The organism is Paracoccus onubensis, from assembly GCF_003591515.1.
In the GTDB taxonomy this organism is placed as follows: domain Bacteria; phylum Pseudomonadota; class Alphaproteobacteria; order Rhodobacterales; family Rhodobacteraceae; genus Paracoccus; species Paracoccus onubensis.
The window spans coordinates 129,408-141,650 of record NZ_QZCG01000006.1; the positions used below are offsets into that span (position 1 = coordinate 129,408).

The 12,243-nt window shown below is 58.2% G+C and carries 10 protein-coding genes and 1 tRNA gene; 1 reads left to right on the top strand and 10 read right to left on the bottom strand.

What is annotated here, in order from left to right:
* The first annotated feature begins 8 nt into the window (after positions 1 to 8).
* Positions 9 to 236: a DUF1150 family protein gene (locus D3P04_RS10115; protein ID WP_119748468.1), complete on the top strand. Its 228-nt coding sequence runs from the start codon at positions 9 to 11 to the stop codon at positions 234 to 236.
* A gap of 224 nt (positions 237 to 460) precedes the next feature.
* Here D3P04_RS10115 and D3P04_RS10120 read toward each other — a convergent pair whose 3' ends face one another.
* The 10 genes from D3P04_RS10120 to D3P04_RS10170 form a co-directional block, all read right to left on the bottom strand.
* Positions 461 to 1,261, bottom strand: a complete 801-nt coding sequence (locus tag D3P04_RS10120) for a hypothetical protein (RefSeq protein ID WP_147391910.1) — start codon at positions 1,259 to 1,261, stop codon at positions 461 to 463.
* The gene (locus D3P04_RS10125) at positions 1,258 to 5,895 is read right to left on the bottom strand and encodes an RHS repeat-associated core domain-containing protein (RefSeq protein WP_119748472.1); all 4,638 of its coding nucleotides are present in this window, start codon (positions 5,893 to 5,895) and stop codon (positions 1,258 to 1,260) included. The genes D3P04_RS10120 and D3P04_RS10125 overlap by 4 nt, the downstream gene beginning before the upstream one ends.
* A 4-nt stretch (positions 5,896 to 5,899) precedes the next feature.
* Positions 5,900 to 6,325 carry a DcrB-related protein gene (locus D3P04_RS10130; protein WP_119748474.1) on the bottom strand — a complete coding sequence of 142 codons (426 nt, stop codon included), beginning with the start codon at positions 6,323 to 6,325 and terminating at the stop codon, positions 5,900 to 5,902.
* Positions 6,326 to 8,329 carry a type VI secretion system Vgr family protein gene (locus D3P04_RS10135; protein ID WP_119748476.1) on the bottom strand — a complete coding sequence of 668 codons (2,004 nt, stop codon included), beginning with the start codon at positions 8,327 to 8,329 and terminating at the stop codon, positions 6,326 to 6,328.
* 317 nt (positions 8,330 to 8,646) lie between these two features.
* Positions 8,647 to 8,722, bottom strand: a tRNA-Phe gene (locus tag D3P04_RS10145).
* A gap of 84 nt (positions 8,723 to 8,806) precedes the next feature.
* Complete coding sequence (locus D3P04_RS10150) at positions 8,807 to 8,968, bottom strand: DNA gyrase inhibitor YacG (RefSeq protein WP_119748480.1); 162 nt, start codon at positions 8,966 to 8,968, stop codon at positions 8,807 to 8,809.
* The gene (locus D3P04_RS10155) at positions 8,968 to 10,014 is read right to left on the bottom strand and encodes a ribonuclease E/G (RefSeq protein WP_119748482.1); all 1,047 of its coding nucleotides are present in this window, start codon (positions 10,012 to 10,014) and stop codon (positions 8,968 to 8,970) included. Before D3P04_RS10155 ends, D3P04_RS10150 begins: the two co-directional genes overlap by 1 nt.
* Entirely contained in the window at positions 10,011 to 10,610 is a 600-nt protein-coding gene (locus D3P04_RS10160; protein WP_408634371.1) for a Maf family protein, read from the bottom strand. Before D3P04_RS10160 ends, D3P04_RS10155 begins: the two co-directional genes overlap by 4 nt.
* Positions 10,594 to 10,812 carry a translation initiation factor IF-1 gene (infA, locus tag D3P04_RS10165; RefSeq protein WP_055212580.1) on the bottom strand — a complete coding sequence of 73 codons (219 nt, stop codon included), beginning with the start codon at positions 10,810 to 10,812 and terminating at the stop codon, positions 10,594 to 10,596. The genes D3P04_RS10160 and infA overlap by 17 nt, the downstream gene beginning before the upstream one ends.
* 245 nt (positions 10,813 to 11,057) lie before the next feature.
* Positions 11,058 to 12,209, bottom strand: a complete 1,152-nt coding sequence (locus tag D3P04_RS10170) for a FliM/FliN family flagellar motor switch protein (RefSeq protein ID WP_119748486.1) — start codon at positions 12,207 to 12,209, stop codon at positions 11,058 to 11,060.
* Positions 12,210 to 12,243 lie beyond the last annotated feature (34 nt).

Genomic DNA, 12,243 nt, shown 5'->3' on the forward strand with positions numbered 1-12,243 from the left:
GGATCATCATGGATAGCAAATTCGACTTTCACGATAACGTCGCGGAAAACACGGTATATATCCGGCAGGTCGCAACAAACACCTTGCCACAGGAATTGCAGGAGCAGCTTTCCGACGTGGACAATCTCTATGCCGTCCACGACGCCGAGGGTGAAAGACTCGCGCTCGTGCGCGACCGTAAAATGGCATTCATGCTCGCACGGCAGAATGAATTGATGCCGGTCAGCGTACATTAGTCAATTGCATTGACGTCGGTCGCATTGGTCGCGCAGACTAATAATCATCATGAATGATGTGAGGGTTCTTTAAAAGCTTTGCCAAGCGTCAAAGCATCCTCACATCAAATACGATGGTTTTATCGTCGCATTTTTCAGCACAGATAAACTTCACGCGGCATATGTGAAAGATCTTCTCGGAAATTTTCGCATCATCATTATTCAAAAATTACAAACGCATAATTTCAGTAGCCACCGTCATATTCTGACGCAAAAGATATCCAGATATCGGCCATCATCTGAAAATTTCCATCCGCTGGAGCTGATTTTCTCAAACGATCCAAGGCCGCCGCAGCATCGGCATAGCGCCATCCGGTTCCATTCAGCGTCAACCAGGCATAATCAAGGCGAGACTCATCCAGAAATCTATCAAAAAGTCTTGGCTTGTCCGAATTCGGGTTAATCCACTCGGGAACATCCAGCAAATCATCCAACGAATCTTCTGCATATTCGAAATAGCATTGATATTCGCTTCCAATTCGGTTCGGCGTAGGAAACTCGCCATCGTAATCAGCCGGATCGCATGACGAAAGCGGCGCATTCCGCTTGAAAGAGCTTAGTGCCGAAAAGCCCTCGGGATCGTCGCCGGAGGTCATTGTTACCCCGTCTATTTCATCGACATTTTCCACACCCAAATGTTTTGCAAGCCAAGTCGCGTCTTCTGTCACTTCGTCCTGAAGAACAATGAGATTTGCAACAAATATCTGAGAAAGCTGCTCTTCATTCCGTGCGATTTCCGAAATTCGATAATCATCCGAAACACTCATTGTAACAAAACTTACTTCTCTCTGAACAAACCAATGCTTCCATAAACCAATATAACTTGGCAGTGACCCATCACTTATAATTGGTACAAGCGCAGGCGGAAACCCATACCAGCCCGGCGGCACCTCGTAACTTTCGAACAAGGATGCAACCTTTTCATTAGTGATATTCCGAGCAGTCGAATATCCCAAATTGGAAACGAGTTCAGAATATCTTTTCATTTACATGATCCTGGCTTGAAATAATCGGGAGGCAACGGCGTGGAGTGATCAGGTATGATTATACGGTGCTGATTTGCTATGGGGCCTTTCCATATATTAGATGTATTGGAGGTCGTCGCTCGGTGAATGTCTTCATGTACCTGTCGCGATGGAGTTGGAACCAAATGTCGCGGATCGACTATTTGCGTGGGGAAGCTGCCCTTATTATAGTTCCAATGATGTACCTGTGCGACCGTATATCCAGCGCTGCGTGCCGCCTTCATAAAGCGTTGGTTAACCGCCCCAAAAGCCGATTCTAGCTGTTTCGTGGTGGGTGTTTGCCCGTTTGAATATATATCGAGCAACCGTGAATAACCATTACTCCGCCTGGAACTGGCGGCATCTTTCATTGCATCGGTCCATAGTCGATGTAGAACTGGATCATCTGTAATGGTGCCTAGCCCAAAATCTCCCGGAGTAATCGGAGCTAAACCCAAAGGATCGACAGATTCATTCGGATCCGTCACATACCCTTGCGGCCTGACGCCACCTGCCAACCCGATCGGATCGGGCGACAGATACTGCATCGCATCCGGATCGTAATAGCGGAAACGGTTATAATGCAGCCCGCTTTCGGCATCGTACCATTGCCCCTGAAACCGGATCGGGCAATCGGTCGGCGGCGCATCGTCATTAGCGGCGCGGCGTGGCAGGCGCAGCTCTGACAATTCGCCCCAAAGACCAAGCTCGGCGCGCCATGCGACCTCGGTGCCATCCTCGGACAGCAATTCCCTTGGCGTCCCCAGATGATCGGTGACAACGTAATGCAGCGTTTCGCCGTCGACCTGGGCCAGAGGGCGGAAACTGCCGGGTTCATAGATCCAGTGGCGTGCCTGATCCCAGGCCACCATGCCATCGGCGGTCATCGGTGCCTCGGCGATCAGCTGATCGCCTTCCCACTGGTACGCATAGCCCTGCCCTGACGCGTTCCGGGCGACGCGGCGGCCCAAAGGATCATAAGCATAGCGCCAGATCGTGCCATCCGGGGTCTCGACAGCGGCAAGCTGATCCCGGCCGTCCCACGCCATCTTCCAGACCCTGGGGCGGAAACCCGGTTCCTCGACCCGTTTCTCGATGACCCGGCCATTATCGTCATGGCTATAGCTGACAGTCCCGCGGCGCTTCACCCGCCCTGCAGTGGTCTGAACCTGTGCTGTGCGCCCTGCTTCAATGACGGCGGCGATATTGCGGGCCGGATCATATTCGAAATGCGACAGCGCAGAGACTCCGTCGACATTATCGCGGCGAGCGGTGGTGACCTGACCACGATTGTCATAGTCGAGCCGCACCTGCCCCATGATCCTGTCATTCACCGTGATCGCCCGGCCCGCACGATCCCAGTCATAGCTGCGATGGGTCAATGCGCCCATACGTGTGGCGATCTCGATCGGCATGCCCCGGCCAAGCCCTCCGGTTCTTGCCTCATCCGGCAGCCGGGTCAGGGGACCGGCCATCTGCTCGGTCAGTTGCCCCATGATCGTGTGGCCTTGCGCCTGCGCAAAACCTGCGGATGAGGCGCGAAGTTGCTCCAGCCCGCGCGGATCGTGACGGAAGGACAGCGGCGCGTGATCGCCAATCCGCAATTCGGCCGGAAGCCCTGCCCGCGTCCAGCCAGAGGTCAGATGCAGCACATCGCCCGCCCGCGCCACCCGTTGCCCGGCGACCGAGTAATCAGAGGTGATCTGCCGGCCATTCAACCGCTCGGCCACCACACGGCCAAGGGCGTCGTAATCATATTCGACGACCGCCGCGTCATTCTCGGCCCGGATCATCAGGCCCCGGGCATCATAGGTGAACCGGGTTTCGGATTCACCTTCCACCTGCTGAACAAGAAGCCGGCCTGCGGCGGAATAGCTGTAATTGGTCCGAATCCCGTTTGCCGAAATTTTCTGAATCAAACGGCCGGCGGCGTCATGGGAATAATGGGTGATCCGGCCGGAAAAATCCTTCTCGGCCAGGATATTGCCAGTCAGGTCATAGGTGAATTCATGGCGTTCGCTCAACTCGTTGACAACAGCCGACAGTCGCATTTCCCGATCATGTTCGAGACGCAGGCGATGGCCCTGTGCATCGACGGTTTCCCGGGGAAGATCGAAGGCGCCAAAGCGGAAATGCCGGGTCGTGCCATTCGGATCGGTGATCGCGCTCAACTGGCCCTCGATATCCCAGCTCACGGTCGAGATCGCGCCATCCGGCGTCCTGAGTTGTCGCAATGCGCCGCGCGGGTTATCAGAGCCGCGCCCCATATCATAATGCGTCGTCGCGCCGATTTCATCGGTGAACCAGCGCAACCGGCCTTCGGTGTCATAGCCCATCCGCGTCTCGTTACCGTCCGGATCACGGCGTCGATTCGGGCGCAACAGGGGGTCGTAATAAATCCGCTCTTGCACCCCTCCGGGCAGGTCGATGCGCAGGACCTGCCCCTTTTCGCCCAGACCCAATGTGCTGATCCGGCCCAGAGCATCCGTGACGCCGACAAGGTTTCCGTTCTCGTCATGGCGGAATTCGGTGCGGTTTCCCAAAGGATCGATACTGGCGATCAGCATTCCGGCGCTGTCATGCTCGAAGGTGAACTCCGCGCCTTCGGCATCGGTATGCCGTGTCAGGTTGCCATAGCTGTCATATTCAAGCTGGACGCGATTTCCCAGCGGATCGACCCGTGCGGTCATGTGGAAGGCCCGGTCCCATTCGGTCAGCCAGACATGGCCAAGCGGATCCGTCTCGCGCCAGACCAGCCCGTCATCATCCCAGTCATAGACCGTCACCGCGCCTTCCGGGGTTGTCACGACCGTGCGCTTGCCAGGCAGGTCGTAGTCGATCCGGCCCGCCATATGGCCGCTATCCGTCCATGTCTTCTCGATCCGGCCCGAAGGGCCATATTCATAATGAACATGGGTCTCTTTGGAATCATGCCAGCCGGTGATCCGGCCCTGCCCGTCATAATCATAGCGGAAATAGCCGGATTGCGAGGAAACGGCCTCTTTCAGACGTCTATCACGGGTGTAATCCCATGAAAAAACACATTCATCCGCATCAGCCGAATCCAGAACGGCGCGGCGGATCAAACCGTTTTCGCTCTCCACCTGAAGCGCGAAACCGTCGGAATGCTCGACCCGGTACAGTCCGTCATGCCCGTATTGCAGGGTGATCCGGTTGCCGTTGCGATCCTCGATCCGCGACAGGCGGCGGGTGGCTTTCTCTTCCTCGGCAAAGACGTGAAAAAGTTGCGTGATCCGGTCGTAGATGAACAGATCGGCCGATCGGCGGCCCAACAGCTCCAGATGCGGAAAGCGCAGGTTGTGGCTTAACACTTCGTCTTCGGGCGCATGGAAAACGATCAGGCTGCCTTCGGAATTCTGAAAACTGATGGTTTCGCCGTCGATCCGCAGATGCTGGGCCCAGGTACCGGACCAGCCAACCCCTTGCAGGCCCGTGGATTGAGGGGCGTGGCAGCGATCCAGTCGTAGCGGGATGGTGCCGGGAATATGGATATCAGTGCGCAATTCGACGAATTGACCGCTGGCCACGTCGATCGGGTCACGGCAGGTTGTACGACAGCTGTTCGGCAAATCGCCAGCATGCCCCGCAGACCCATCGCCGTCCCGTGGTCGTCTTCCGCCAATCGGCAGCAAATCCGCGGCCATGACCAGCAGATTGGCTGCCCTGCTGTCCCATCCGACATCAATGGCCAAAGCGATGGCGCTGGTATCGATATCTATCGCAATATTCGGGATGCCGTCATTGATCGTGCCATCGCAGGTGGTCTTGTGACCGATGCGCGCGATGGGCCAGTTATTGGCAAAGACGGTCTCGGCGCCTTCCGCAACGAAGGACACGGAATGCTCGCTGCAATCGACGACATCCTTGACTCGGGCGACGGGCTTGTTGTTGAAATAGACATCGGCGGAACCGGTTTCGATTTTACCCTTATTGGTCCCATATTGCCCCGCGACCGAAGCGAAACCGAAGCCTATGCCTCCAACAAGCCCTGCTGCGCCGGCTGCCGCCACCGCGAGCATGATCGGGCCAAGCGCCGCGCCGGCGGTTGCGACGACAAGGGCGGCGACCGCGACTGCCGCCACAGCGCCCAGGACCATCGCGCCCAGCGACCAGCCGCTGACATGGGCGATCGGGTGGCCCTTGGTGGCAGGCATCTCGCCATCTTCCGCGATGCGTTCAAAGCCCATCGCCTCCATCGCCCAACCGCCAAGAGCTTCACCGGCCTTGAAGCCCACAAAACCGGTCACCATGCCTGCGGCCACCGCGGCAGTGACAGGTGCCGCCGCGGCAGCGGCTCCGGCAAGAATCGGCGTACCGGCAAGCGCGGCCGTGCCACCGCCATAGGCTGCGGCGGCAACTATGGGTCCATAGGTCAGGGCATTCTGGGCGGTGTCCGAATTATAGGCAGCAATCGTATTATCGATCGACTGCTCGAACTGATTTGGCCCGGACGAGGCATTCACGGCCGAAATTTCGCTTTGATGATAATCGCTCAGATTCGCCGTCGATCCGTTCTGCGGCGATGTGCCCCTGTCGCCCGGAATTCTGGAAAGGCGGCCCGCACCATATGTCATGCCATCGACGAAACCGCCCATCCGCCTAGCCTCCGGCCTTGTCCAGCTTCAGTGTTGATACGATGCGGCGCAATTCTTTCTTCTGTCCATCGCTCATGATGTCATTTGCCGAGGCGGTCAGCACCATCACCTGCCGCGCCGCGCCCTGCACAGTCGTGATCAGCTGGTGAACGCGCCCCTGTCTGGAGGTCCAGCGGCACTCCAATTCAATCGCCGCTGCCTTATTCACGGTAACTTCACGCCGATCCAGCACCTCGAAATTCTTGAGCGCGGTCGCGGCCTGCTTGGACTGATCCTCGACATATTCGCCGAAATCCATTCCCCATGGCATATCGTCACGGGTGATTGTCAGCGATACGCCGGATCCTGCGGCATTCGATGCAAGAACGTTGATCGTCCGGTCCTGCCAGTCTTTCGGCAGATCGATGCTGCCCTCGTTGATGCGATACATTCAGCCCGCCGAATCCTTGTTGAGATGAATCATCCCCGAGACCTGATCCAATACCCCTTCCGCCAGGGTCACCCGGGTACCGTTGAAATCCAGCACGATCCCCTCCTGTGTCATCGAGATGGTGCCGCCGCCGACCTGAAGCGTGATGCTGGTTTCGGCCTTCATCGTGATGGTTTCCTTCGCACCGGCAGCAATATCCTTCGCATCCAGAGCCATGTTGAGCGTCGCGATATGCTGCATGTCCTTGTCGGAATTGACCGAGACGAGTTTCTTCGCCGTCATCGCAATATCATCATCCGCAGAATAGGAAATCACACCCGGACCGCCCTTGCCCGCCACGGCGGTTTCACTGACGACATTGGCCTGTACCGAACGGGTCAATGCAACGATCTCGGCAAGGTTGCCGCTATCGACCGATTTGAACTCGTCACCGGCCTGCACATTGATGCTGCGGTTTCCGCCTTCGACCACGGTGGATTCGTTATCCTTGACGATCCGCGACAGATCCTTCTGGGCATGCATGAAGATCTGCTCGGCGCCATTGGCATCCTCGAAGCTGAGTTCGTTGAAACCCGATCCTTCATGGGTCTTGGTCTTGAAGCCGCTTTTTGTCTTGCTGCCGGGCAGGCCGTAGATATTGCCATTCTTGCCATTCACCACGCAGCCGGTAACGATCGGCTTATCGGGGCTGCCATCGATGAAATCGACCACGACCTCCATGCCGATGCGCGGAATGACGACGCCACCAAGCCCGTTTCCGGCCCAGTTCTGCGCCACGCGGCACCGCATCGACCGCGCGCCTTCCAGATCCCAGTGGAACTGAACCAGAATACGGCCGAAATCATCGCAATCGATCTCACCGTCTCCGACCACGACCGCAGTCTGCGGACCCTGTACGATCGGCACCGGAGTCTGCCGCGGAGGAGCCATCGGAGCGGTATCCGGCATCAGCGTGTAAGAGCCGGTAAAGGCATAACCGTCACTGCCCGCATCGCCCGAACCATAGGCTTCGCTGACGAAATTATGCGAGGCGCTCAGACACAGATAGCGTTCGCTTGAGCCCGGGATCGGCTCGCCGGTGAGTTCAAGCACCATACCCGAGCCAAGGCTGACGCAATCGCCCACCGCACGGTTGCGCCAGTCGCCACCGCGTTCCTGCCTGGTCCGCAGCCGAGCAACCGCCTTGCCTTGATCCTGATCCGCGAAATCGCCGGGATACTCATAGCTTTCAAGCTGGCCGAATGCATATTTGGCATCCCCGAGATGATCGGATTCCATCGTCGCCGTCGGGGATTTGAAATTGTAATCGATCAGCCTGACCGCCCCGGTGGTCAGGTTTCGCTCGGGCGACCATTCCCAGAAATGCTCGCCCTGGCCATGATGATGCCCGTCATAGCGCTTGAATTCCCGCGACCCGATATTTTCATGCGTAATCACGTCATCGGTCAGCACAAGGACGTGATTGCCAGCTTCATGACGGAAATGAAAACTGATCCCGTGACGCTCCATCTGACGGCGCGCAAAATCCAGATCGCTTTCCCGGTATTGCACCGTATATTCCAGCACCGGATAGACTTCGGACAGTTTGAGCTCGAAGGCGGCATCCCCCGCGACCACATAATCCATGAACAGGTCCTGAAGGATCTGGTCCACGGTCTTGTTGTGGAAAATCCGCTGGTTGCGTCGTTTGCCTGCCAGCCACAGCCACGGCCGCAAGGTCAGATCGTATCGATGACCATTCTCGCCCACACCGACCCATCTGGCCTTTGTCACGATCCCGTCAAAGGGCCGCATGCTGTCATGGGCTTCGATCTCGACCGTGGCATGGGTACCGATCAGGGCGTCGAAATCCAGATCGTCACGGGCGGACAATGCCTCGATCTGATATTCGAACAGATCGTTGAGACGATCCGTGCCATTGAAGCGCAACAAAACGAGTTCGTCAGCTCCAAGTACTGTTATCAAACGGCCAGTACGCTGGTTTTGCTTGAAAGGTGCGTTCATTTTCCAGCCTCCTTCGCCGGATAATTCACTGCTTCCGGGTCGACCCGCTCACGCCACCCGGAACCTCCCGCATCACGCTAACGACATCGACCATCTTCGGTTAACCAAAGACCCCGAATCATGGGACGATTGCAAGACTTAATATCTTCTGCGGCATGCAGCCGGCGCTTGTCAGCCACCGCTGACCGGATGACAAAATGGCGGGAAGATCGGCCTGATCCTGCGGCCCCGCGTGGTGGTCATGCGCCCCGGAAACATGCCAGCGAACCGGCCTTCGCGACGCATAGCAAATATCGATCATTTTTAAGGAATTTGAATGGTGCCCGGAGGCGGATTCGAACCACCGACACGCGGATTTTCAATCCGCTGCTCTACCAACTGAGCTATCCGGGCCGCTGCGCGTCCTGTCCGACGGCGGGCGTGACGCGGTGTTTACGGGCGCGGAACGGAACTGTCCAGCCCCCAACGGCAGAAAAATCACCCCTTCTCGTCATCGCCGGAAGGCACGTCATCCAAAGGCGGACCGGGAATGGTATACTCACCCCTCAGCCAGCGCGCCAGATCGACATCCGCGCATCGTTTCGAACAGAACGGGCGGTATCTCGGGGTGCTGTCCTTGGAGCAGATCGGACAAGCCATCAGCCCCTCCCGATAAGCCGGATCAGGGGCGGCCGATCGCGCTTGCGGCTGATTTCATACAGTCCCATCTTGGTCCAACCGATCAGGGTCGTTTCGGTTCCATCCCCCTTGAAGGCCGCCCGCAGCACCTGATCAAGCACTGCGCGGTCGCGTTTGGGAACGGGGGCGAAATCCACCACCACCTGTCCGCCAAGACCGCGCAACCTGAGCTGACGGGGAAGGTCACGCGCCAAAGCGATATTGGCCTTGAGCGCCGCCGCAGGGCTCGTATCGCTGCCGGTATTCACATCAATCGCGATCAGAGCATGGGTCGGCTCGACCACCGCATGCGCGCCCAATGGCAGATGAACATGCGCGGATAAAAGCGCATCGATCGCATCGCTCACGCCGCAGCGGTCAAAACTGTCCGCGCCTTCTTCGATGGCATCGGGTTCGGGATCGGCCCATTCCGTCCAGGCTTGTTCCCATGGCGAGGCAGCCTCCAGCAAGACCTCTGGAGGTCCATCGGTTTCGGCGGTAATCCGGTCGGCCAGTTCGATCAACGGAACAAGATCTGCGGCGATATCTTCGTCCCCGGCGCGGGCGGAAGCGCTGCGGATAATCAACCCGTGGGTACGCTCGCCCAATAGCGCCTGCCCTTGTAAAAGCAGTTCCTCGCGCAGATTGCTGTCAAGAATACGGCGAGAGATATTGATGCCGGGTGCGGCAGGCGTCACCAGGCCGTAGCGCCCCCGGAACATCAACCGCGTGGACAGGGGAATGGCCTTACCCTCCTCGGCAACGCCGCCGATCTGGACCAGAACCGATTTCCCTTCGCCCAGCCCGGATCTGTCGCGCAGATAGCCTCTTTGCCCATCGGGTAAACGGACGAACGCGCCGCCCTGCCCCTTCATCAGACGCTCGGTCACGCCGCGGCAAATCATCCCCGGCGCAAGCGTCACCTGCGGACAGGGGTCAAGAAACAGGTCGATCAGCCGTCCGTCCTGCATCAATGCGGCAGCTTCATTATCCTGAAAATGCCCCAGCACGATTTGCCGGCCCTTCATCTTGTGCCTCCGTGAATACCGATGGCAGCCAGCATTGCCGCCGTCTCGGAGAGCGGCAGACCAACAACTGCCGAGAACGATCCCTGAATCCACGGGATGAATCCGGCTGCGGCACCCTGAATCGCATAGGCGCCCGCTTTGCCCTGCCAGTCCCCGAAATCGAGATAGCGTTCAAGCGCGGCTTCGTCGATAGGCCGCATCCGCACCAATGTCTGAACCTGTCGCAATCTTGTATATCCGCCATATCGAAGGGCAACGGCGGTCAGGACGCGATGCCTGCGGCCCGACATCAGACGCATGAAGGCCGCCGCTTCGTCCCGGTCGGCGGGTTTGCCCAGGATCCGTCTGCCGACAGCAACGGTCGTATCAGCGGTCAACGCGGCTTCGCCTTCGGCCAGAGACAACGCCTCGGCCTTTTCGCGCGCCATGCGCGCAACGTAATCACGGGGCAATTCCCCCGCCACGGGCGTTTCATCTATATCCGCCGGCCGCACGTCATCCGGGGAGAACCCGATCTGAGCCAGCAATTCCAACCGTCGCGGACTGGAAGATCCAAGGATGAACCGCGGCGGCACAGCTTTACTTGAAGCGGTAATTGATCCGCCCCTTGGTCAGGTCATAGGTGTTCATTTCCACCTGAACCCGGTCGCCGGCCAGAACACGGATGCGGTTCTTCCGCATCTTGCCCGCCATATGCGCAATGATCTCATGGCCGTTTTCCAGCTCGACCTTGAACGTCGCATTAGGCAGGAGTTCCTTCACGACGCCGGGGAATTCGAGCATTTCTTCCTTGGCCATGATCACTCCGTATTGAGCACCCCGCAAGATTCGGGGCCAGCGTTAGATGCGTCCAATAAGCGAGAAATTCAAGGAAAAAGCGCTCTGCGACCTGCAAAACAGGATTCGGGGCAGTTTATTCCCATCGCCCGTCCTTCCGGACAAAGCTTATATGGTCACCCTCGGCAACGTGATTTCATCCGAAACCGCATCGGACAATGCGTCACATTCTGGTCGCAAGGACAGAGAGGGTAAACTTATCCGTTTCAACCGGCATTCACCGGGGCGATCCCCGTTATATCAAGATCATGATCTTCGCCGGCATCCGCAAGGAAGATATTCGGAGAATCCAGGTCCACCGGCAATGCGGCACTGATCGCCTCGGGCATGAGTCCGGAAGCAGATTCATCCCCGGGAAGGATGGACGGAGATCCAGTCATATCATCCACCAACGCCGCCGGATCATGCAGACGGATGGCGTGATAACCTTCTGCCTCGCCCAGCTTGCCGCCGGCCAATACCTCCCCCGACGTCAGTTCCAAGGTCACATCCGACAGCGTGACACGAGGAAGGCTGATGATCGCCCCTTCCGTCAGAGAGCGCAGTTCCCCCAACGTGATCTTGCGGCGGCAAAGCATCGCAAAAAGATCAACCGGCACATCCCGCACGCTGGCGGCGAGATCGGCAGATGATACGGAATCGCCGCCGCCGGCCAAAGCTTGCGGCGCAGGCTCAGAGCGCGGCTGCGCGACCGGTTCGGGATCGGAGGGAGCGACCGGCTGCGATGCGGCACGAGGCAGCGCAAGAAAAATCGTCGATTGCCTGACCTGATCCTGCCCAAAGGCCAGTCGGCAGGTCAGACTGCGGAAAAGCCCGTCATCAAGAATCAGCTGAAGTGGCCGGGGATCGTCAAGGAAGGTTGCATAGCGGAAATCACCCCAGTCCGAATAGCCGTCCAGCCCGCCCAGTTCGGTGGCGAGTTCGGCAAGCAGCGAATTGGCAAACTCCGCGCACATCAACGCATCGCCTCGGGTCAGTCGCCGATTTGGGACGGGGCGGGCAGTGACACGGACGCAGGTCTGCATTTCGATCAGCGCGGCGACGGCTTCCCTGCACAGCGCCATAACCCCGGTTTCCTCACCCTTGCCTTGCAGGATCATCAGCAAGGCGCCGTCGGGCAGCAGTTCCGGGATTTCGGCCAGAGAAACACCGTTCAATGTGACAGATTCCGTCTGGACGGGCAGGTGATAAAGCGTTTCGGCCGTGCGTTCGATTGCCGTGGCGGCGGCCTGAGCTGGCGTTTGTTCGGGCAATAGCGGCAATTGCGGAACCCGCCCATGCGCTGCCTTGCTGTGATTCCGGGCCAGCAGCAACTGTCGTAAAATTCCCCCGCTGCTTTCGCGATCCTGCCCGTCCATGATGCCGTTTCCGTCTTTACCGTCACGCTGAAGC